Source organism: Streptomyces sp. NPDC000941 (assembly GCF_053599555.1).
Genome location: NZ_JBSFMM010000051.1, coordinates 34,529 through 56,504 on the forward strand (window position 1 = coordinate 34,529; position 21,976 = coordinate 56,504).

16 protein-coding genes are annotated in these 21,976 nt (G+C 67.2%); 11 read left to right on the forward strand and 5 right to left on the reverse strand.

Going from position 1 to position 21,976, the window contains the following annotated elements:
* Window positions 1-2: 2 nt before the first annotated feature.
* Entirely contained in the window at window positions 3-1,631 is a 1,629-nt protein-coding gene (locus ACWDSL_RS18630; RefSeq protein WP_450486666.1) for an IS200/IS605 family accessory protein TnpB-related protein, read from the reverse strand.
* A gap of 441 nt (window positions 1,632-2,072) precedes the next feature.
* On the opposite strand from ACWDSL_RS18630, the gene ACWDSL_RS18635 reads away from it, so the two are divergent.
* The 4 genes from ACWDSL_RS18635 to ACWDSL_RS18650 all read left to right on the forward strand — a co-directional run bounded on the left by ACWDSL_RS18635 (window position 2,073) and on the right by ACWDSL_RS18650 (window position 8,732).
* Window positions 2,073-2,669 (forward strand): hypothetical protein, encoded by a 597-nt coding sequence (locus ACWDSL_RS18635; protein ID WP_450486639.1) that lies wholly within the window; start codon window positions 2,073-2,075, stop codon window positions 2,667-2,669.
* On the forward strand, window positions 2,669-7,390 hold the full coding sequence (locus ACWDSL_RS18640) for a putative T7SS-secreted protein (RefSeq protein ID WP_450486641.1): 4,722 nt from the start codon (window positions 2,669-2,671) through the stop codon (window positions 7,388-7,390). Before ACWDSL_RS18635 ends, ACWDSL_RS18640 begins: the two co-directional genes overlap by 1 nt.
* Entirely contained in the window at window positions 7,383-8,048 is a 666-nt protein-coding gene (locus ACWDSL_RS18645) for a DUF7919 family protein (protein ID WP_450486643.1), read from the forward strand. The genes ACWDSL_RS18640 and ACWDSL_RS18645 overlap by 8 nt, the downstream gene beginning before the upstream one ends.
* Before the next feature lie 453 nt (window positions 8,049-8,501).
* Window positions 8,502-8,732 carry a hypothetical protein gene (locus ACWDSL_RS18650; RefSeq protein WP_450486645.1) on the forward strand — a complete coding sequence of 77 codons (231 nt, stop codon included), beginning with the start codon at window positions 8,502-8,504 and terminating at the stop codon, window positions 8,730-8,732.
* 206 nt (window positions 8,733-8,938) lie between these two features.
* Here ACWDSL_RS18650 and ACWDSL_RS18655 read toward each other — a convergent pair whose 3' ends face one another.
* Window positions 8,939-9,151: a DUF397 domain-containing protein gene (locus tag ACWDSL_RS18655; protein ID WP_450486646.1), complete on the reverse strand. Its 213-nt coding sequence runs from the start codon at window positions 9,149-9,151 to the stop codon at window positions 8,939-8,941.
* 57 nt (window positions 9,152-9,208) lie between these two features.
* Window positions 9,209-10,069: a DUF5753 domain-containing protein gene (locus ACWDSL_RS18660; protein WP_450486648.1), complete on the reverse strand. Its 861-nt coding sequence runs from the start codon at window positions 10,067-10,069 to the stop codon at window positions 9,209-9,211.
* A 151-nt stretch (window positions 10,070-10,220) separates the two neighbouring features.
* On the opposite strand from ACWDSL_RS18660, the gene ACWDSL_RS18665 reads away from it, so the two are divergent.
* Window positions 10,221-10,556, forward strand: coding sequence for a hypothetical protein (locus ACWDSL_RS18665; protein WP_450486650.1), 336 nt, complete (start codon window positions 10,221-10,223; stop codon window positions 10,554-10,556).
* Between the two features lie 60 nt (window positions 10,557-10,616).
* Here the strand turns inward: ACWDSL_RS18665 and ACWDSL_RS18670 are convergent, their stop codons facing one another.
* Both ACWDSL_RS18670 and ACWDSL_RS18675 read right to left on the reverse strand, forming a co-directional pair.
* Window positions 10,617-14,495: a GH92 family glycosyl hydrolase gene (locus ACWDSL_RS18670; RefSeq protein WP_450486652.1), complete on the reverse strand. Its 3,879-nt coding sequence runs from the start codon at window positions 14,493-14,495 to the stop codon at window positions 10,617-10,619.
* 329 nt (window positions 14,496-14,824) lie between these two features.
* Window positions 14,825-15,352: a hypothetical protein gene (locus tag ACWDSL_RS18675; RefSeq protein ID WP_450486654.1), complete on the reverse strand. Its 528-nt coding sequence runs from the start codon at window positions 15,350-15,352 to the stop codon at window positions 14,825-14,827.
* A 346-nt stretch (window positions 15,353-15,698) separates the two neighbouring features.
* On the opposite strand from ACWDSL_RS18675, the gene ngcE reads away from it, so the two are divergent.
* The 6 genes from ngcE to ACWDSL_RS18705 form a co-directional block, all read left to right on the forward strand.
* Window positions 15,699-17,135 (forward strand): N-acetylglucosamine/diacetylchitobiose ABC transporter substrate-binding protein, encoded by a 1,437-nt coding sequence (gene ngcE / locus ACWDSL_RS18680; protein ID WP_450486656.1) that lies wholly within the window; start codon window positions 15,699-15,701, stop codon window positions 17,133-17,135.
* Between the two features lie 57 nt (window positions 17,136-17,192).
* On the forward strand, window positions 17,193-18,224 hold the full coding sequence (locus tag ACWDSL_RS18685; RefSeq protein WP_450486658.1) for a carbohydrate ABC transporter permease: 1,032 nt from the start codon (window positions 17,193-17,195) through the stop codon (window positions 18,222-18,224).
* A gap of 103 nt (window positions 18,225-18,327) precedes the next feature.
* Window positions 18,328-19,287: a carbohydrate ABC transporter permease gene (locus ACWDSL_RS18690; protein WP_450486660.1), complete on the forward strand. Its 960-nt coding sequence runs from the start codon at window positions 18,328-18,330 to the stop codon at window positions 19,285-19,287.
* 288 nt (window positions 19,288-19,575) lie between these two features.
* On the forward strand, window positions 19,576-21,048 hold the full coding sequence (locus tag ACWDSL_RS18695; protein ID WP_450486668.1) for a class I adenylate-forming enzyme family protein: 1,473 nt from the start codon (window positions 19,576-19,578) through the stop codon (window positions 21,046-21,048).
* Entirely contained in the window at window positions 21,048-21,296 is a 249-nt protein-coding gene (locus ACWDSL_RS18700) for an acyl carrier protein (protein ID WP_385617542.1), read from the forward strand. Before ACWDSL_RS18695 ends, ACWDSL_RS18700 begins: the two co-directional genes overlap by 1 nt.
* Window positions 21,293-21,976, forward strand: a 684-nt coding sequence (locus ACWDSL_RS18705; protein ID WP_450486662.1) for a condensation domain-containing protein, incomplete at its 3' end; no start/stop codon positions are given. The genes ACWDSL_RS18700 and ACWDSL_RS18705, both read left to right, overlap by 4 nt.

Consider the following 21,976-nt stretch of genomic DNA (forward strand, 5'->3'; position numbering starts at 1 on the left):
TCCTAGGGACTGAGCGGGAGTGAGTCCTGGTGCCAGAACTCATGCTCAGCCGTGTGCCCCGAACGGTTGTGGGCACGCTGGTCCTCCGCTTTCGCTCCGCGTCCGGCGCCGGCGGATCGTGTCCGTGGTCCGGGGATGCGGGGGCGGGTTCCCTCACGCCCCGAGGTACCCGATGCGGCCTGGACGCTCCGATGCCCCACAGCATCGCTCCGGTGCTGTGGGGGCGGTTGCGTCCGTCGCCGGATCGGGCACCCCAGGGCGCGCCGTCCGATCGCCACGGCGGCTGCGTCGTGGCGGGTGGTTGTGCGGGTCTTGCAGGTCAGGGGCTTCTGCCAGTGCTGGGCCCCCCAGCGGCTGGTGTAGGCGGGATCGACGGCCACGATGGTGATGCCGAGCTCGGCGGCCATCGACACCAAGCGGGCCCGCAGCTTGCTGACGGGCATGCCGGAGATCAGTTTGCGGAAGCGCTTGCGCCGCCCGTGTTTCTCCCGGGTCGTCTCCGCCTGGAAGTCCAGGTCCTCGATCGCGATGGCCAGGTGGTGGCGTTGGGCCCAGTGGAGGAGGCGGATGAGGGCGTGCCGCACCTGCGCGTCCCGGTGCGGTGCGCTGCCCGTGAGGTCGTAGTCGAACCTGCGGGGCGCGCCGACGGGGTTGCCGTGGGCGTCCAGGCGCCAGGCGGCCAGATGGTCAGCGTTCATGTCCACACCGATCAGCCCGCTGACACGGGTCGCCTCCAGTGGCACTGTCCTGACCGACGGGATCTGCCAGGAGGCGGTCAGGTACCAGCGGCCACGACCCACGTCGTAGTGGATGCGGTACGCCACGGCACGGTTCGCCGCGACACGGTCCGCCCACTGCTCGCCCCGGTGCCGGAAACGGACCCGGCAGGCCAGCACGTACCGGCCGTGGGGCGCGTTCGCCAGCGCGGCCAGCGGCGCCGGAAGCCTGATACTCACCTCACCGTCCGGGGTGACACGGATCGTCTCGTTCCCGTACCGCTTCCCCGACTCACCATCGGCCTCAAGGAACCAGCGCCCGGCCTCCCACCGCTCCCGCCACTGCGTCTCGGTCAGGCGGGCGGCTTGGAGGTTGTGCCGGTTGCGCAGCAGTTTCTTGCCGCCTCGCACCACCCGCACGCGCCCGGCCGCACGGTCGGCCCGCACCAGCTCCAGCCGGTCCTCCAGCAGGTGCAGGCGCCGGGACTTGGCAAACCACTCCTGCCGGGAACGGTAACCACCCGGCGAACCCTTGGAACCCTTCGACCCCACCGGCAGCGACAGCCGGGACGCGATCATGCCGATCGCTGCCTGGAGGTTCTGGATATGCGCGAGCTGACCGCGCCGGGCCAGCACCCACTGATCATGCACGGCCTTGGTGATACTGCCCGCCCAGCGCGAGGAGGACTCCCCGGTCAAAGCACGCTTGCGCTCCGCCCACTGGTCACTGTCATGATCCAGCCCCGCCGCACAGCGCGCCTTCAGATCCCGGGAGGCCAGCGAGCCCAGCAGCCCACCGACCAGACGCAGGACCCTCTCGTCCTGCCCGGTCAGGCCCTTGAGGCTGCCGCGGATCGCCACCCCGGACGGGCCGGGCACCACGAACGGCGCCGCCACCTCGCGCAGCCCGCCCACTTCCCCCACCCCCGCCCGGTAGCGAAGAACCCGCCACCGTACCCAACGAACACCTCCCACAAAGGTCACGCATTCGATACAGGAACTCCCATTCCTTTCCAAGGCTCACCCGGTCGTCGACGCTCACTCACGCACACCAAAACGCTCCCAAGTGCTGTCAATCGGTAGCAGGTCCCAACCCTCTGATCCGTAGCGGTATCCGGAAGCGGTCGGCAACGGCCATCCTGCGCTGAATCGCGACACGCCCACAAATGGCGGTGACACTCCGTTGCGTGTCGAATACCTTTGCGTAGCAAGGGAGTTCGACCAGGGAGGGCAAGGGGGCGTGATGAGCCTGCCGGGGCAGATCGCGATACGAGGGGCCAGTTGCTGCGTACTCACTACGCGCGTAGTGGAGCTGAGACCTGCCCTGTGCGTCGCCCTGCCCGGGGAGGGCGCCGGATGAGCGGCGGTGGCGGTGGCGGGGGCGGTGGCAAGGAGCCGGACCTGAAGCTGGACAAGGAGGCGTTAGAGGACATCACGAAGGGTTTACGGGCGGCCATCAGTGAGTTGAAGGACATCGGGTCGGCGACGGACGCCGTGATCGGTTCGGGGTTCGACGAGTTGTCGCTGACGTCGATGGAGGCAGGGCACAACGGTCTCGCCAAGGACTTCGAGGACTTCTGCGAGCGCTGGGAGTGGGGGGTGCGCGGCCTGATCCAGGACGCGAACAAGCTGGCCAAGAAGGTGGGCCTCGCGGCGGGGATGCAGTGGGAGGAGGACCGGTACATCGACGGCACGTTCAAGGTCGTGGCGAACTCGGTGGCCGGCAATCCGCATCTGAGCGAGGAGGAAGTCACCCAGAAGGAGTGGGGCGAGTTGTTCTCGGGGGACACCTGGCGCCCGGACTACAGCAAGGAGTCCTACGACAAGGCGAGCGAGGAGATCAAGGGCACCTGGCAGGCCACGGGCGACAAGATAGGCGGCACCAGCCGTATCGCCCAGTACGCCCTCCCGCCTGATGAGCAGGGTGGCGAGCAGGGTGGCGGTGAGGGCTGATGGGTGGACTCGACCTGACGCCGGACTTCATCGATGACGCGGTCGAAAAGGGCACCGAGGTCATCGGGAACGGCGTCGAGTGGGGCGGCAACAAGGTCGCCGACGGCCTGGACAAGGTGGGCTTGGAGGGTGGGGCGGACTGGGTCCGTGACAAGTCCCGTTCGGCGGCGAATCAACTGGGCGCGGATGTCGCCGAGATGCAGCTGGACGAGACCGAGAACCCGAAGAAGCTGATCTTCGGCAGTGCGAGCAAGATCCGCTCGACGGCGAGCCATCTGCGGGACTTCAAGAAGGCATTCAACGATGTCGGGGACGGCCTGAAGCGGCTGGACTCGGCGCACTGGAAGGGCAAGGCGGCGGACGCGTTCCGCGAGGAGGTGGCGGTCGAGCCGAAGAAGTGGTTCAAGGCCGCCGACGCGTGCGAGAAGGCCGCGCTCGCGATGGAGGCGTTCGCGGGCACGGTGGAGTGGGCGCAGACCCAGGCGCAGGAGGCGATCGACGCGTATAAGGCCGCGAAGAAGGCGTCGAAGGACGCGGTGTCGGCCTACAACGAGCAGGTCGTGGCGTACAACGCGGCCGTCGAGGACGGCAAGGATGCCTGTAAGCCGGGGAAGTTCCACGACCCGGGCCCGGGTAAGGCCAAACTGGCGCAGCAGACGCTGGACGAGGCCCGTCGGCAGCGCAACGAGGCGGCGGATACGGCCCGTACGGCGGTCAAGGCGGCGCGGGACGCGGCGCCGCCCAAGCCGTCGTACTTCGAGCAGGCGGAAGACGGCCTGACCGGCTTGAAGCTGGACGCCACGCATTTCACGGCGGGTGTGGTCAAGGCCGGTGCGGGGTTTGTGGGCTTCGCGCGCAGTGTCAACCCATTGGACCCGTACAACATCACGCACCCGGCCGAGTACGCGACGGGCTTGAACAACACGGCGGCGGGGTTGGTCAACGTGGCCAGCGATCCGTACGGCGCGGGCAAGCAGATGCTGGACGGGTTCGCCAAGGACCCTGCCGAGGGCACGGGCAGGCTCCTCCCCGAACTCCTCGGCACGAGGGGAATCGGAGCGGCGCGGAAGGGGGTCACGGCGGGCAAATACGGCCGCCGGGCGCGGAGTGGCGCCCGTAAGTCCCTGCACGAGAACGGGCCGAACGCCCATGGACAGCCGGACGCCAAGAAGACCACCGATGGCACGGATCCGGTCGATCTGGCGACAGGGAAGATGTTCCTGCCCCAGACGGACGTGACCCTCCCGGGGGTGTTGCCTCTGGTCTTCCGCCGCCGTGTGGAGTCGGGCTACACGACGGGGCGCTGGTTCGGCACGTCATGGTCGAGCACGGCCGACCAGCGCCTGGAGATCGACGCCGAAGGTGTCGTCTTCATCAGTGAGGACGGCCTGCTGCTGGCCTACCCCCATCCTGCACCCGACCTGCCCACGCTCCCTGTGGCAGGCCCGCGCTGGCCACTGGAACGAGACGTGCATGGTGACTACACCCTCACCGACCCGTCCACCGGCCACACCCGCCACTTCTCATGCCCGAATGACGGTGCCGACGGGGTCGCGCGGCTGGAGCAGATATCGGACCGCTCCGGCAACTTCATCACCTTCGAATACGAGGACGACAGCACCCCCCTCGGGATCACCCACTCAGCCGGCTACTACTTGAAGCTGACCACCCAGGACGGCCGGATCACCGCCCTCCACCTGGTCGGCGCCGCCTCCGACGGAACCGACCAGGAACTGCTCCGCTACGGCTACACCGACGGCAACCTCACCGAGGTCATCAACTCCTCCGGCCTGCCGCTGCGATTCGAGTACGACGACGAGAAGCGTGTCATCTCCTGGACCGACACCAATGACCGCCGCTACGACTACGTTTACGACAACCGTCACCGCTGCATCGCGGAGGGTGGCGAAGCGGGCCACATTTCGATCCGTATCGACTACGACCGCATCGACCAGGCCACCGGCCACCGCGTCACGACTGTCACGACGGCTGATGGCCATGCCACCCGTTACCTGGTCAACGACGCCTGCCAGATCGTCGCCGAGACCAACCCCCTCGGCCGGACCACCCGCACCACGTACGACCGCCACGACCGCCCGCTGACCCACACCGACCCGCTGGGCCACACGACCACGTACGCCTACGACGAGGCCGGACACCTCACAAAGATCACGGGCCCGGACGGCCACGAGACCACCGCCACGTACAACGCCCTGGGTCTGCCGACGTCTGTGACCGGCCCGGACTACGCGACCTGGAACCAGGCGTACGACGAGGCAGGCCATTGCACCAGCGTCACGGACCCGGCCGGCCACGCCACTCGGTACACCTACGACGCCCGCGGCCACTTGATCGCCATCACTGACGCGCTGGGGCAGATTACGGGCGTGCGTTGTGACCCGGCGGGACTGCCAGTGGAGATCACCGACCCCCTCGGCGCCACCACCCGCTACCAGCGCGACGGCTTCGGCCGCCCAATAGTCCTCACCAACCCCATGGGCCACACCACACACCTGCGGTGGACGGTCGAGGGCAAGCTGGCCGCCCGTACCAACCCGGACGGGACGACGGAGAGCTGGACGTACGACGGCGAGGGCAACTGCACACGCGGCGTCGACGCGGCAGGGGGGGTGACCTCGTACGAATACACCCACTTCGACCTGCTGGCGGCCCGAACGGGACCGGACGGTGTCCGCTACGCGTTCGAGCACGACGCCTCCCTGCACCTGACCCAGGTCACGAACGCCCAAGGCCTGACCTGGTCCTACGAGTACGACCCGGCTGGCCGCCTGGTCGCGGAGACGGACTTTGACGGTCGCACCCTGACCTACACGCATGACGCGGCAGGCCGCCTCACCGCGCACACCAATCCGCTCGGCCAGACGATCCACTACGAGCACGACGCTGCGGGGCGCATCACCAGCAAGACCGCCGACGGTCGCGTCACCCGGTACACCTCCGACCCGGCAGGCCGACTCCTCCAGGCCACCGGTCCCGATTCCGAAGTGGTCTACCAGCGGGACCGTACGGGCCGTGTCAAGACCGAATTGGTCAACGGCCGGGTCCTGACTCACGCCTACGACGCCTTAGGGCGCCGCATCCGCCGCACCACCCCCGCCGGCGCCACCACCACATACGCCTACGACGCGGCGGGCAAGCGTACAACCCTCACCGCCTCCGGCCACACCGTTGCCTTTGACCATGACGCCGCAGGCCGCGAGGTCACCCGCCGCATCGGGAACGAACTGTCCCTCTCCCATGTCTGGGACCCGGCTGGCCGCGTCACCGAACAGGCCCTGACAGGACCGACCGTCGGAACAGTCCAGCGCCGCGCCTACACCTACCGTGCCGATGGCTACGTCACCGCGATCGACGACCAGCTCTCTGGCCGGCGCACCTTTGACCTCGACGCGGTAGGCCGAGTCACCACCGTTCAGGCGCTGGACTGGACCGAGAGGTACGCGTACGACGATGCGGGCAACCAGACCCAGGCCAACTGGCCCAGCGCCCACCCCGCCCAGGAAGCAACTGGCACCCGCGCCTACACCGGCACCCGGATCACCCGCGCGGGCAACATCCGATACGAACACGATGACGCGGGCCGTCTCACCCTCCGTCAGAAGACCCGCCTGTCGAAGAAACCCGACACCTGGCGCTACACCTGGGATACCGAGGACCGCCTAACCTCCGTCACCACACCTGATGGAACGGTCTGGCGCTACCTGTACGACCCCTTCGGCCGTCGGACGGCCAAGCAGCGTCTGGCGGCCGACGGCGAGACGGTTGCTGAGCAGGTGGACTTCACCTGGGACGGCCCCACACTCATCGAACAGACCACCACCACGGCCGACCTCCCGCACCCCATCACCCTCACCTGGGACCACAACGGCCTGCACCCCGTTGCCCAGACCGAGCGCATCACCGAGGCCACCACCCAGCGCGAGATCGACCAGCGCTTCTTCGCCATCGTCACCGACCTGGTCGGCGCCCCCACCGAACTCGTCGACGAGTGCGGGGACATAGCCTGGCAAACCCGCTCTACCCTCTGGGGCACCACCACCTGGGCCAGGGGCAGCACCGCCTACACTCCCCTCCGTTTCCCCGGCCAGTACTACGACCCGGAAACCGGCCTCCACTACAACCACCACCGCTACTACGACCCCACCACCGCCCGCTACCTCACTCCCGATCCCCTCGGCCTCACCTCAGCCCCCAACCCCGCCACCTACATCCACAACCCCCACACGTGGACGGATCCGCTCGGTCTAGCGCCGTACGAGGGCAACCAAGGTGCATCCGGCACCTTGAGTGAGCCCACCTCCGGCGGCGCCCGAGCGATTCCTGGGCTCAGGGATGACGGGACCACGGTCATTCATGGGCATGGTGGCTATCGTGGGGGCGGAACTTTCCAAGTGCCCGAGGGCACTCATGTGTACATGTACGTCGAAGACGGGGGAAAGTTGGACGCCATGAAGGGCCTGCGAATAGCTGGCCCCGGGGGCCCGAAGGTGGAGCCAGTGGAAGTGTTCGGTCCAGGCGACACAATTCCCAATTACACACTGTCCCCACTCGGGAAAAACCCGATAACGGGACTCCCCATGACCTACCGAGAAGGGTCGATCGTCGTGGATCAGCCCACCCTGCTCAGTGATATAATCGCGGAAAATATGGGAGTCTGCCACTGGGTGGCCTGCCGGAGTCCAAGGTTCGGAAATGGCTGAATATAAAGACCTCTCCGAGTTTACCTATGAAGAGTCTCCCCTGCCGATGAAAAATGTCGGCTGGCTGGGACCGGAGCTGGGAGTTCAGAGTTCCGGTGCAGAAGTTCCTCACGGCGTAGTGGACCGACTGAGAGAGGAATCTCGGTGGCCTAGGAGCCTGAAACTGGGCACCCACGAGTGCGAGTTCTGTACAGACTCACCACCCGAGGGCAATGGAGAGATCCATGTTTTCGGACGCGATGGTGTCACGTACTCGGCGCCTTGCCTCGTTCTACATTATGTCGAGCGCCACCACTATGTGCCGCCGCGTGAATTCATGGCCGCTCTGGTCAGTCCCGAGTTGTTGGGCTGGGACTCCCGGGCGGAGACCCTGCGGTCCATCCTGGCGAGTGAGGAGGCCGATCCCGCCTGGCGGGTGAACGCCTTGCTGAGCCTGCCGTGCTGGGATGACCCTCGCGCCGAGCAAGCCGTGGTCAAATCAGTGGAAGACGACGAGATCTCCACGCTAGCTGGCTACGAACTCGCGGGGTCCCTCGCCTCGATTTGGGTGCGCTTGCGAAAGGTGGATATGGGGATTTATCGAAATCTCTATCCCGAGACTCAGGCGAAGGTGCGCGATGAATTTGCGCGTCGACAGGTTTATTTCGAGGGCCTTTGACAAGAACGAGAAGAAGTCCCGGTTGGCCAGGGAAGCCGGCGGGCTGGGGCTCGCGGATTGCTTCGGTACGACAGTCGCTCAGTGGTATTCGATGCCTGAGCCTTTGGTGAATTTGAGACGCCGATGCAACGGCGTGTCAGCGTCTAAATTCACTGGATTCAATGGCGTTGCTGTGCGTGGAGGCAATGACGAAAGAGCCCGCCGCTGAGAGGTTCCTTGGCGAGGGCTATAGAGAGCTGGGAAAGAATCGAGGAGCCTTCCGTAGCGCAGACGGGTTGCGGCAGTTCCGGATGGACCCCGATTCCATACAGGGGAAGCATTGGCCTGACATCCCGCATGTACACTTCGAGATATTCGCGCAGCCTGGAGACAAGAAGGCTGTCGTGAACAATCACGTTCCATTGGTCGAATAGTCCGGACAGCTCTGGCGCGGGGCGATTTCTGGGAGGTCCTTTGATCCGGATCGATGAGGTCGGGTTGATCCGTTCCGGAGACGATGCGGGGAAGTATGTCAGGATCCAGAGGCTCCCAGATACCCCGCCGAGTTACCTGATCCTGATGGCCTTTGATCGTGAATTCGAGAATGGATACAGTGACTACTGGGTGGAGGATTACGCATCGCTGGAGGAGTTCTTCACCGAGGGCGAGTGGGCGGTCGAGTGGCCTGCGGCGGGAAATCCGTGAGGTGGCTAATTCGTTGGTAGCAGCTCCGGTGGCGCTTCCGATTGCCGGATTGTTTGAGGCTGTACTGCGGCGTCTTTCTGGAACCTGGCTCACGAGGCATTCATATGAGCGCGACACGCGGGCTCGTACTCGGTGGTGGTGGTCACCTGGGCGCGGGCGTCGTACTCGGCGACCATGCGCAGCTTGGTCGCCGGGGATTTCGAGTTCTATCGGTTGGCGAGGTGGTCGAACTGGCCCGCCTTGGCGGCGCGTATGAAGACGCCGAGGGTGGCGGGGGTGGTAGTGAGGGTGATGCCGGGGTCGTCGCTCTCGCGGAGTTTGATGGCGTCGGTGGTGGGGGCGGCGAGGTAGAGGCAGTTGGAACCTTCGTGGCTGTACGAGGACTTCTGCCAGTCGGCGGCGATCCGTGCGACGTTCACGCAGCTTTCTCCTTCTCCGCAGTACGAGGAGGTTTGCCAGGCGATGGTCCGCAACTTCTACTCCGTTCCAAGACTTTGCATGATGTTATGGATGAAACTGCGTGACTCTTCTTGCTTGAGGGCCACTTCCTCCAGGCGGTCCAAGAGCGCTCGGTACTTCTGAAGCTGCGCCTCCGCGTCGATGAATACGGGACCGTGTGTCTGGTCCAACTGCACCGTATCCAGTTGTGCGACGGGGCCGAGGGCGAAGAAGACAGCCTGACCAGCGCCCGGAAAGACTCCCGCGTCGAAGGGAATGACGCGGATCGTGATGTGGTCCCGCTCGCTCATCTCCGAAAGATGCCGCAGCTGCATCCGCGTGATCTCCGGTCCGCCGAACTTCATGCGCAAGGCGGCTTCGTGGATGACTGCGGTGAGTGGTGTTGCACCGTCCCGGTGCAGGACTTCTTGTCGTTTGATGCGGAGCGACACTCGATGCTCCACCTCGTGTGGTGGGAGGGCTGGGACGACCTGCCGGAACACCTCACGGGCGTGTTCCGGAGTCTGGAGCAGCCCGGGGATGTGGATGGCGGGCGCGACGCGCAAGGCGACCGCATGGTGGCCGAGTTCGGCCAGGTCGAGAAGCCCGGCGGGCAGGATTCCTCGGTACTCCTCCCACCAGTGGCGTCCGCGCTCTCCGGTCATGCCGATCAGCGCCTCGATGAGCGCGTCGTCCGTGCACGAGTAGTTGCAGGCGAGAGTCCGCACCCGGTCGGCGCTCACTCCGTGCCGCCCCGCCTCAATGTTGCTGATCTGGGTCTGGTTGCTGCCCAGGAGGCCTGCCGCTGCTGCCGCTGACATCCCGGCACGCTCGCGGAGCTTCCGCAGTTCCGCACCCAGGCGCTGTCGTCGCACGGTTGGAGGGTTGCTGGGCGGCATGGTCCTTCTCTCTTGCCCGTTCATGGGCCTCGTGGTCACCCACAAGAGGGTACTTGTAAAGCTTTTGGTGTGAGTCGAGTAAACTGTTAGGGGCGGCGCGCTACGTTGTGAGCCAGGCCACTCCAACTCCTCCTTGCGACAGGAGACATCCATGGACACCGTATCCCCGCAGAACACCCAACCCGCCCCGTATGACACCGACAAGGAGCTGCGCGAACTCGCCCTGAACAACGCTCCGCGCGTCTTCGCCGTTACCGTCCAGTACGACGTCGCCCCAGGCGAGCCCGAAGGGCGGATCGCAGCCTGGGGACTGGCGTACGGAGACGGAAGCGCTCACATTGTCACCGCGGACGGTCAGTATCGGCTGAGCCTCAAGTCCGCTGAGCGGGCAGCGTGGTGGTTCGGGCGGCGTGACAACACCACCGCCCGGCTGATCTGGTTCGCCGCACCGTCCGCGCCCACCTTCGAACCCGCCCAGGCGGCCTGAGACGCCGACGGGCCGCGCCGCCCCCGCAGGGACGACGCGGCCCGTGCCGAACACGCCGGGCTACGACAGCAGCTCAACCTCCGCCAGCGTCGTCTTCCCCTCCGGCACCAAGCGGTAGCGCTCATACGACCCCGGCGACCGCACCGAGAAGACCCGCGTCTGCTTGTCCCACGCGAAGGACTCGCCCGAGCGCCGGTCCAACTCCGTCCACTTCTCACCGTCGTGGGAACCCTGCAGCACCCAGCCCGACGGGGCCTTCGTCCGGTCCCCCGGCGACGTCAGCGTGTACTGGACCACCCGGGACGAATCGGCCAACGGAAGGTCCAGCGACTCGAACGACGCCTCCGTCCCCGACGTGTCGTCCAGCAGCGCCGAACCCCCGCCCGGCGGCACCGTCACATCGTGGCGCGGCGTCGGCACCTTGTCGTCCGTCGTAATCGATCTAGGCGCTGCGGCCACCCCAGTGCCCCACTTCGTGGGCTTGGCGCCCATGTCGAAGTCCAGCGTCCCGCCCCGCGCGAGCACGTCATGCGGCAGCGCGGTCGAGTTCCAGGGCTTGCCGTTGACCTTCAACCCCTGGATGTAGACATTCCGGGCGCTGTTCTTCGGGGCCCGGACGACCAGGTCGCGGCCGTTCTCCAGGTGCACCGTGGCCTTGGTGAACAAGGGGGAGCCCACCGCGTACTCGGAGCCGCCCATGACCAGCGGGTAGAACCCCAGGGCGCTGAAGATGTACCACCCGGACTGCTCGCCGTTGTCCTCGTCGCCGTGGTAGCCCTGGCCGATTTCGCTGCCGAGGTAGAGGCGGGAGAGGACTTCGCGGACCTTCTCCTGGGTCTTCCAGGGTTGGCCGGCCGCGTCGTACATGTATGCCGCGTGGTGGGCGACCTGGTTGCTGTGGCCGTACATGCCCATGCGGACATCGCGGGCCTCGGTCATCTCGTGGATGACGCCGTTGTAGGAACCGGCGAATTCAGGGGAGGCGGTTTCCGGGGTGGTGAAGTACGTGTCGAGCTTCTTCGCGAGCCCGGACCGGCCGCCGTAGAGGTTGGCGAGGCCCCGGCTGTCCTGGGGGGCGGTGAAGGCGTAGCCCCAGCCGTTGGTCTCGGTGTAGTCGTAGCCCCAGATCCGGGGGTCGTACTTCTCGGAGTCGACGCGCCAGCTCCCGTCCGCGTCCTTGCCCTGGAAGAAGCCCGCCTTGTCGTCGAAGAGCTTGACGTAGTTCTGGGCGCGGCGCAGGAAGTACTCGGACTCCTCCTTGTAGCGGGCCTTCTTGGTCTTCTCGTAGAGCGCCTTGCCCATCTCCGCGAGGCCGAAGTCGTTGACATAGCCCTCCAGCGCCCAGGACAGGCCCTCGTGGGCCTTGGTCGTGGTGTAGCCGAGGAAGATGGACGTGTCCATGCCCTTGCGGCCGACCCCCGACGCGGGCGGGACGGTGGTGGCGTTCTTCAGGGCGGCCTCGTACGCGGCCTCGGCGTCGAAGGGGACGCCCTTGAGGTAGGCGTCGGCGAAGGCGACGTCCGAGCTGGTGCCGGTCATCAGGTCGGCGTAGCCGGGGGAGGACCAGCGGGAGATCCAGCCGCCGTCCTTGTACTGCTGGACGAAGCCGTCGACCATCTCACCGGCCCGCTTGGGGGTCAGCAGGGAGTACGCGGGCCAGGTGGTGCGGTAGGTGTCCCAGAAGCCGTTGTTGACGTAGACCTTGCCGTCGACGATCTTGGCGCCGGTGCGGGTCGGGGTGTTCTCGCCGGCCGGCTCGGAGAATGCGCTGGCGTATTGGTACTTGGGCTTCTCCGTGGTGCCCGTGTTCTCGAAACCGGAATTGGGATACAGGTACAGCCGGTAGAGGTTCGAGTAGAGGGTGGTGAGCTGGTCGCGGGTCGCGCCCTCCACCTCGATCCTTCCCAGGATGTTGTCCCAGGCCGCCTGTGCCCTGGACTTGACCTGCGCAAATGAAGCCGACGCGGGGATTTCGCGGTCCAGGTTCGTTTTCGCCTGGTCCAGGCTTATCAGGGACGTGGCGATCCGCAGCGTGACCGTACGGTCCGCGCCGGGCTTGAAGCGGAAGTATCCGGTGACGTCCTGCCCGCCCCCGCCGGACAGCTTGCCGCCCGCGCTCACGGGCGCGTCGAAGACGCCGTACACGAACATGCGGCCCGACCCTGGGTTGCGGTCGCTCTTGACGTCGGAGTAGCCGGTGACGACGCCGTTCTCGGCGTCCAGGGTCAGCCCGCCGTCCCCGGTGACGTTGTCGAAGATGAGGCTTGCGTCATCGCCGGGGTAGGTGAACCGCATCAGCGCGGCATGGTCGGTGGGGGTGATCTCCGTCTTGAGGCCGTTCTCGAAGGTCACGCCGTAGTAGTGCGGCCTGGCTGTCTCATTGGTGTGACGGAAGGGGAGGGCGCGGGCGGTGCGTCCGGCGTCGGGGGTGCCGGTGGCGGTGGACGGCATCAGCTGGAAGGTCTGCCGGTCGCCCATCCAGGGGCTGGGCTCATGGCTGGCGCTGAAGGCCTGGATGGTGGGGAGGTTGTCGTCGTTGTTGGCGCGGGCGTACTCGTACAGCCAACTGCGTGACCCCGCGTTGGTCATCGGGGTCCAGAAGTTGAAGCCGTTCGGGACGGCGGTGGCCGGGAAGTTGTTGCCGCGGGAGAAGCTGCCGCTGGAGTTGGTGCCGCGGGTGGTGCTGGCGTAGTCGGAGAGGTGCTTGAGGCGCTTCTCGGGGGCCTTGGGAGCGATGGAGATGTCGTCGACCCAGCCGCGGAACTTCGCCGGGCCTTTGGGCGAGTCGTACGCGACCAGGACGCGGTCGATCGTCTTGCCCGCCGCGGCCGCGCCGATCCGCGACTCCTTGTGGTTCCACTGGTTGACGTACAGCGTCTTGGAGGCGGCCTGGCCCTGGGGGCTCAGCCGGGCGCCGTGCTGGTCGACGGCGCCGGGCAGATCGCTCAGGTAGGTGCCGTCGGTGAAGGCGAGGTCGACGGAGACGTGGGTGGCCGGATAGTTGAGGTCGGTCTCCGGCATCGAGGGGAAGATCCGGTACGAGAGCAGGGTGTCGCGGGTGACGGCCGTGTTCACGTCGAAGATCTTGTTGTACGAGTACGCCCGGCCGTCCGGCTTGTGGGTGCCCGCGTAGAGGAGGGCGTGGGTGCCGGTGAAGCCGGCGTCGGCCTTGGCGGTGGGGGAGCCGGCCGGGCCGCTGTCGACCTGCGTGCGCATATCGGCGGGGGCGGGCGGGGCGGTGTCGGCGGTGGCGAGCTGCAGCTCGGCGAGTTGCACGATGTCTTCGCCGGCGTTGCGGGTGATCTCCAGCCGGTAGTGCTGGTAGGCCGTCTCGTTGTCGAAGGCGAACTCGCGGGTCTGGAGGCGCGCGGAGAAGGACTGGTTCTCGCGGGTGTCGAGGGTCTTCCAGTCGGAGCCGTCGGCGGAGCCCTTGAGGGTCCAGTCGGCGGGGTCGCGGCCGGGGATGTCGTTGGCGGAGGTGAGGGCGTAGCGGACGGCCTTGACCGGGTCCTTGAGGTCGAATTCCAGCCAGGCGGTCTTCTCGAAGACCAGCCACTTGGTGCTGGACTCTCCGTCGACGAGGTTCTCCTTCACCTCGCCGTCCTCGCTGTTCTCCCCGTTGGCCCGGACCGCGGTCACCTTGTCGGTGACATTGCCGGGGATGCCGTTGCTGTAGCCGCCGTCGACCCCCGAGGCCTTCTTCTCGCCGTCGGGGCCCGTCTCCACCGTGTTGCGCCAGTCCAATTGCGGGTCGTCCGATTCGAAGGACGACGCGAAGGACGACTTGGCGGACGGCTTGGCGGACGCGGCGGCGGGATCGGCCTGCGCGGCGGCTGCCACCGCGCCCTGGGCCGTCAGCGTCAGCACAACGGCCGCCATCAGGGCGGCCGGTCGTCGGGGTGCGTGCCATGGTCTGGGGCTGGGGCGTCTCAGTCGCATGCTCCGCCTCTCCACGAGCTAGACAACGTTGTCAGTTGCGTCGGGCAGAGTTAAGTAGGGAGGCTGCGCCCCAGCGGTGTCAAGGCGGTGTCACGGATGTGTGGGGGAATCCGAACCGGGGTGAGCGGGTGGGGTGGCGGGGCGGGACCGGCGGGGCGGGACCGGCCGCGGTGGGGGTGGGGCCGCTCCCGCCTCCCATACTCATCGGCGGCTCAGAGCGCGGTCGTCCGCGGCTTCGGGCACGGTCGCCAGTGATTTATCAGAGCGCGGTCAGTAGTGGCTCAGGGCTTGGCATCCGCGGTCGGGGCCTGCCGTCCGCGACTCACGGCTCAGGACGCGGTCTTGGACTTGGTGCCGAGGGAGACCCGGCACTTTTTGGCCTTCTTGGAAGAGTCCGCCAGGAGTCCGACCACCTTGACGGTCTTGCTGGCGTTTCCGGCCACCTCGGCGTCCGACTCGAAGCCCGTGGTCACCGCCTTGTCGTTGCCGTCGACGAAGCCGACCATCAGCGTGTAGTAGGACGTGCTCGAATCGGAGTTGGTTATCTTCACATTGGCGTACGGGATGCCGGTCGAGCCCCATCCGCAGGTGCCCATCTTGATGTCCGGGCTGACGAGTGCGTTACCGCCCGTCGGCGTGTCCGTGGGGTCGTCGGTCGGGTCGTCCGTCGGGTCTTCGGTGGGGCTGGGGGACTCGGTCGGCTCGACCGGGAGCTCGGCCATGCCCTTTCCGAGCGCCGCGCCGCCCTTGGTGTCGCCGGCGGAGGACCCGCCCCCTTCGGAGCCGCACGCCGATATCGACGCGAGTGTCGCGACCACGACAAGCGCGGTGGCGAAGGGGAATTGCTTCCGGACCACAGGGGCCGCCTTTCTTGTTGGTTCACGCGCACGGCGGCGTGCCGTACGGGCTGTGTCCCCTACGGTATGTCGGACAGGTCTCAACTCGGGAAAGACTGTGGCCCAATGACCATTCGATCTTGCCCACTTGAGGCCCAGTGGACTATACCTGTCGCCCCGGGGGGAGGCCGCTGTGCGGCCCCACGTCGCGCTCGTCCTTAGCGGGCCTCCGTGCTCCCCGGCGCACACTCAGTAATACTCCGTTTTACGCTTCAACTGACCCGCGGTGTCGGGCCCCTCGCCGGAGGCGAGTATGTACGGGAAACCGCTACACCGCCTGAGTCCTGACGAAGGCGAGGACTTGAGCATGGGATCCACCCCAGATTTCGGCCGTCGCGGCCTGATCAAGCGGTCCGCGGCGCTCGGACTGGTTGCCGTGCCGTCCATCAGCATGCTGACTGCCTGCGCGAGCGGCGGTGATGACGACGGGAACAAGGTCGACAAGGGCAAGAAGAGCGACAAGAACCCGCTCGCCGTCAATGAGAGCGCCGCGCTCGACGTCGTCATTTTCGATGGTGGTTTCGGCCAGAAGTACGCGAAGGACGCCGAGGCCGAGTACGAGAAGGCGTACCCGAAGACGGCCGGCAAGGTCAAGCACTCCGCCACTCAGAAGATCCAGACGGTTCTGCAGCCGCGGTTCAACGGTGGCACCCCGCCGGACCTGATCGACAACTCCGGCGCCGAGCAGATGGACTTCGGCACCCTGGTCGCCAAGAACCAGCTGACCGACCTGACGCCGCTGCTGGACGCGCCCTCCGTGGACGACCCGAGCAAGAAGGTGCGCGACACGCTGCGCCCTGGTGTCGTGGAGATGGGCCAGTTCGACGGCAAGCCGGTGTGGATCCTGTACTACGCCTACACCGTCTACGGCGTCTGGTACTCCAAGACCAACCTGGAGAAGCTGGACGCGGAGTACCCCGAGACCTGGGACGACATGCTCAAGGTCTGCGAGAAGGCGAAGAAGAAGGGCATCGCCGGCTGGACCTACCCGGGCAAGTTCCCGTACTACATGCCGTTCAGCCTCTACCCCTTCATCGCGAAGATCGGTGGCCCCGAGACCCTGATCGCGATCGACAACCTGGAGCCGAACGCCTGGAAGCACCCGGCCGTCAAGGCCGCCTTCGAGGCGTACTACGAGCTCTACAAGAAGGGCTACATCCTCAAGGGCAGCCCCGGCCTGACCCACATCGAGTCGCAGACCGCGTGGAACCAGGGCAAGGCGCTGTTCATCCCGAACGGCTCCTGGGTGGAGAACGAGGCGAAGAAGACCACGCCGGACAACTTCCAGATGTCCGTCAGCGCGCCCTCCAGCCTGGACAGCGGCGACAAGATGCCGTTCGGCACCATCTGGGCGTCGGGCGGTGAGCCCTTCATCGTGCCCAAGTCGGCGAAGAACCCCGAGGGCGGCATGGAGCTGCTGCGCATCATGCTCGGCGAGAAGTCCACCAAGAACTTCGTCAAGCAGGTCTCCTCGCTCACCTCGCTCAACGGCGGCACCGAGGGCCTGAGCCTGCCGCCGGGTCTGGCGTCCGCCCAGGAGGCGCTGAAGAAGGCCGGGACGAACGTCGTCAACCCGCGTCTGCAGGACTGGTACGTGGCGCTGCAGAAGCAGCAGATCGGCGTGGGCGCGCTGGGCGAGATGATGGCGGGCCGGATGACCCCGGCCGAGACGATCAAGAAGATCCAGAAGTTCGCCGATGAGACGGCCAAGGACAAGGCCGTGAAGAAGTACAAGCACGCCTGATGAGGTTCGAGCGTCACCAGCGGCCCTGTGCGCAGGGAAAGACCGAGGTCGGTAGAGATGCAGCACGGTAAGCACCAGTCGGCTACGGCGGTGGTCGCGAAGGTCCCGGGCGGTAAACACCCGGGCGCCAGGCAACCGCGCGTCAAGCTGTCCACGCGGCAGAAGATCGAGCGTGCGTATCGGCAGTACGGGTTTCCCCTGGGATTCCTGGCCCTGCCGGTGGTCATTTATGCGATCTTCGTGATTTCGCCGTTCGTCCAGTCCATTTATTACTCCTTCACGGACTGGACGGGACTGAGCTCCGACTTCAAGATGGTCGGGTTCGAAAACTACGACTGGCTTCTGCACGACGACCTGTTCTGGACAGCGGTGGGGCACAATGTGCTCCTGCTGCTTGTCGTGCCGCTGGTGACGCTCGGCCTGGGCCTGTTCTTCGCCTTCATGCTCAACGTCGGCGGCCGTAGCAGGAAGGGCGCGGCCGTCTCCGGGGTGCGCGGGTCGGGCATCTACAAGGTGGTGTACTTCTTCCCGCAGGTGCTCTCGATCGCGATTGTCGCCCTGCTGTTCCAGTTCACGTACAACCCGCGGAACGGCGCGCTCAACGCGTTTCTGGGGGGCATCGGGCTGGATTCACTGCAGCAGGAGTGGCTGGCCGATCCGAAGCTCGCGCTGTGGTGCCTCATGGTGGTCATGGTCTGGTGCAACGTCGGCTTCTATGTCGTCCTGTTCTCCGCCGGAATGAGCGCCATTCCCAAGGACTTCTACGAGGCGGCGCTGCTGGACGGCGCCAACCGCATCACGACCTTCTTCAGGATCACCCTGCCGCTGCTGTGGGACACGGTCCAGACCGGCTGGATCTATATGGGGATACTCGCCCTCGACGCGTTCGCCGTCGTGCAGATCATGACCGTGGGGCCGGGGGGACCCGCGGACTCCACCCAGGTGCTGGGCTACATGGTCTACACGAAGACGTTCCGCGATGGGCAGGCCGGGCGCGCGACGGCGATCGGCGTCGCGATGCTGATCGTGACCCTGATCTTCGCGGTCATCGTGGGCAGGCTCGGCCGGCGCGAGCGGCTGGAGTACTGATGGCTGGAGTACTGATGGCCAGGCTCGCCCTTGCGTACCGGATGGCCGGGCCCTCTTTCGCATACCGGAACCGCCGTATCTCCGCTGACCTGGGGGTAGCACAGTGACCGCGCAAGCACAGCCCTCGGGGCTCCCGGGCGCCACCAAGACAGACGAGGCGCCCGGGGCGGCGGGCAAGGTGCCGGGCACGGGAACGCGCAAGGTGCCGGACTTCACCCCCAAGGGCCGCCTCGGCGGCGAGGGGAAGGTCCTCAACGTCTTCTCGCACGGCATGCTGGTGCTCTGGGGACTGCTGGTCACCCTGCCGCTGCTGTGGGCGGTGATGAGCTCGCTCAAGACCGACAAGGAGATCTTCACCTCTCCCTGGGGTCTGCCGTCCAGCCTGCACTTCGACAACTGGTCGCGGGCCTGGAACAAGTCGAACATCGGCGACTTCTTCCTCAACACCGTCCTGGTGGTGGGGTGCTCGCTGATCGGGACGATGCTGCTGGGGTCGATGGCGGCCTATGTCCTGGCCCGCTTCGAATTCCCGGGTAAACGGCTCATCTACTTCATGTTCGTGGGCGGAATGAGCTTCCCGGTCATTCTTGCGCTGGTGCCGCTGTTCTTCGTCATGAGGAACATGAGCCTGCTCAACACCTACCACGGGCTGATTCTGGTCTATATCGCCTATTCGCTGCCGTTCACCGTCTTCTTCCTCACGTCCTTCTTCAAAACGCTGCCCTCATCGGTGGCCGAAGCGGCGCTGATCGACGGGGCCTCGCAAACCCGGACCTTCTTCCAGGTGATGCTGCCGATGGCGAAGCCGGGCCTGATCAGCGTCGGCATCTTCAACTTCCTGGGGCAGTGGAACCAGTACATGCTGCCGACCGTGCTCAACACGGATGAGGACAAGCGGATGCTGACGCAGGGTCTGGTGCAGCTGGCGGCCAGCCAGCAGTACAAGGGGGACTGGTCCGCGCTCTTCGCTGGACTGGTGCTGGCGATGCTGCCGGTGCTCGGCGTGTACATCGTCTTCCAGCGTCAGGTCCAGGCGGGTCTGACAGCGGGGGCGCTCAAGTAACCCGGCGTTCCAGGCGTTCCAGGCCCCGCTCTTCCCCGGCACGGGGAGGGCGGGGCCTTGGTCTGTCGCGGTGTCGCTGATTTGCCGATGATGTTGCTGCCAATCCCTCTCACCCGCGCGGTACGCGCCTGTATGGTGCCCGTAGTTTCCCGGCGCTGACCCGGGCGACAAGTCGCCGTTTCCGGGCGGCAATTCCTCAATGGCGGCATTGCACGTCCTGTGGCGGAATTCCCGGCCGACGGGGCATTCAGGCGACGAGGCTTACAACGGGGAGGAGCCGCGGTGTCCATGGGGCTGTGCGAGGAGATCGCGAGCCGGATCGCCGATCCGGGCCGCGTCGCCGTCAGGGAGCAGGCCGGTCACACCTGGAGCTGGGACGGGCTGCTCGGGGCGGCCGAAGACCTGGCCGAGCGCCTGCGGTCGCGGGAGCCGCGGGGGCCGCTGCGGCTGGCGGCGGTGCGTACCAGCAGGCCCGTACAGACCCTCGTCGCGACCCTCGCCTGCGATCTGCTCCAGGTGCCGCTGATGCATCTGGACTCCGGCCAGCCGGCGGCCGAGTACGCCCGTGTCACCGCCGCCTTCGGGCCCCATCTGCTGCTGGCCGACCCCCGACCCGGCGACGCCGACTCTGGATCCGTATGGGAGCGTCACGGGCTCTCGCTGGCCGTCTCCGCCTCCGGGAGCGACGGCGGGGGCGCCGCCTTCCCCTCCCCCCGCTCGGGCATCTTCCTCACCTCCGGCTCGACGGGCGAACCCTCGGGCGCCGTGCGGTCGATGCGCGCCCAGATCGTGGACTCGCTGCGGTGCGCCGAGGCCATGGGCTATGGCCCCTCGACCCCCGTGGTGTGCGCGGCGCCGGTCTTCCATCTGTACGGACATACGCTCGGCCTGCTCGCCCCGCTGCTCAGCGGCGCGCCGGTGACGCTGTGCGGATCGCGCGTGGTGCCCTCCCAGATCGCGGCCGCGGTCCGGGACAGCGGGGCGCGGGTGCTGATCGCCCTGCCCTTCCACTACCGGCTCATGGCGGCCGACACCACCTCACGCTTCGACGGCCTGGAGCGCGCGCTGTCCGCCGGCGCCCCGATTCCCAGCGGCGCCGCGGCGGCGGTGATGAAGGAGCACGGCTTCGCGCTGCTCAACATGTACGGCTGCTCGGAGGCCGGGGCGATCACCGTGAAGCCCGTCGACCCGGAGGGCGACCGCCCGGGGGACGTCGGGCAGCCCCTGCCGGGGATCGTGGCGACCCTGCGGGAGGCGGACGGGGAGGACGGCGCGGGCGAACTCCAGCTGGCCACGGAGACGCTGGCCGACGGCTACGCCCATGTCGACGGGGTGCGCCCGCTGTCCCTGAACGGGGACCTGCTGCGCACCGGGGACCTGGCGACCCTGGGCCCCGACGGCTCCATCAAGCTGATCGGCCGGCTCGCCCGGATGATCAACGTCGGCGGGAAGAAGGTCAATCCGGTGGAGGTGGAGCGGGTGCTCGCCGAGCACCCCGCCGTCACCGACGCGCAGGTCTTCGCGGAGGCGGACGGCGGCCGCGGCCAGGTGCCGGTGGCCCGGGTCGCCGCCCCCGGGCCGGTGACGGCCGACGAGCTGATCCGGTGGTGCCAGGAGCGGCTGATGGAGCACAAGATTCCGCGGCGTATCCAGGTGACCGACGAACTGCCCCGCTCGACGACCGGCAAGGTCCTCGCCCCGCGTCCCGCCGCACCCGGGCCCGAGGCCGGGCCGGAGCACGACAAGGAAGGAAGCGCGTGATGGACCGCGAGAGCCTGGTCGAGGAGATCGCCCGGCAGATCACCGTGGTGGTGCCCGCGCTTGCCGAGGCCCCGCCCGGCCCCGGCACCAACCTGCTGGAGATCCCCGACTTCGACTCGATGGCCATGCTGGAGCTGCTGGTCTGGCTCCAGGGGAACTACGGAATCGACGTCCCCGACGGAGAGATGTCACCGGACAACCTCTCGACCGTCGGCCGGATGGCGGACTTCGTGCTGAGGCAGCGTTGACCGGCGCGGAGTTCCCTCGCGAGGAGGTCGTCGAGTTCGGCGGGCTGCGCGCCGTACGCGCCCCGCTCACCTGGGGCCAGCAGGTCATCTACCGCGCGCTGCAGAGCCGTGCCCAGCGGGCCCACTACGACTACAACCAGCGCATGTCGCTGCCGGTTCCCGAGGGCCGCTCGCTGCGCGAGGTGATCGACGCCGTACGGGAGTTGGTCACCGCCCACGAGAGCCTGCGCACCGTGTACCGGGACGGGACCGCCGACTCCACCCCGTACCAGGAGGTGCAGGGGGAGGGGCGGTTGACGGTCCGGGTCGTCCACGGCGACGATCCGGCCGCGGCGCTCGACGCCCTGGCCGTGACGGACTTCGACCTGTCGCGGGAGTGGGGCATCCGCGTGGCGGTGCTGACCGGGCCCGGTGGCGAACCGCGCCGGCTCGCGCTGTACGTGTCTCATGTCGCGGTGGACGGCTGGGCGATGGGCCTGATCGTGCGCCGGCTGAAGGGCCTGTTGGCGGACGGCGCCGCCGCGCCCGCCGAGGCCGGGGCCGAGGCCGGCGGGGCTGCGCCTGCCGGGGCTGCGGCCGCCCAGGGCGCGTCCGGCGAGTCTGCGCCTGCCGGAGGCGCGTCCGTCCAGGCCGTGCCCGCCGGGGCCGCGCCCGCCGAGGCGGCGCGAGGCGAGGGCGCG

Excerpts from the sequence above, each read along its gene's own strand:
- ACWDSL_RS18635 (WP_450486639.1), top strand. The coding sequence starts at position 2,073 with ATGAGCGGCGGTGGCGGTGGCGGGGGCGGTGGCAAGGAGCCGGACCTG.
- ngcE (WP_450486656.1), top strand. The coding sequence starts at position 15,699 with ATGGGATCCACCCCAGATTTCGGCCGTCGCGGCCTGATCAAGCGGTCC.
- ACWDSL_RS18665 (WP_450486650.1), top strand. The coding sequence starts at position 10,221 with ATGGACACCGTATCCCCGCAGAACACCCAACCCGCCCCGTATGACACC.
- ACWDSL_RS18695 (WP_450486668.1), top strand. The coding sequence starts at position 19,576 with ATGGGGCTGTGCGAGGAGATCGCGAGCCGGATCGCCGATCCGGGCCGC.
- ACWDSL_RS18645 (WP_450486643.1), top strand. The coding sequence starts at position 7,383 with ATGGCTGAATATAAAGACCTCTCCGAGTTTACCTATGAAGAGTCTCCC.
- ACWDSL_RS18700 (WP_385617542.1), top strand. The coding sequence starts at position 21,048 with ATGGACCGCGAGAGCCTGGTCGAGGAGATCGCCCGGCAGATCACCGTG.
- ACWDSL_RS18660 (WP_450486648.1), bottom strand. The coding sequence starts at position 10,069 with ATGCCGCCCAGCAACCCTCCAACCGTGCGACGACAGCGCCTGGGTGCG.
- ACWDSL_RS18640 (WP_450486641.1), top strand. The coding sequence starts at position 2,669 with ATGGGTGGACTCGACCTGACGCCGGACTTCATCGATGACGCGGTCGAA.
- ACWDSL_RS18670 (WP_450486652.1), bottom strand. The coding sequence starts at position 14,495 with ATGCGACTGAGACGCCCCAGCCCCAGACCATGGCACGCACCCCGACGA.
- ACWDSL_RS18685 (WP_450486658.1), top strand. The coding sequence starts at position 17,193 with ATGCAGCACGGTAAGCACCAGTCGGCTACGGCGGTGGTCGCGAAGGTC.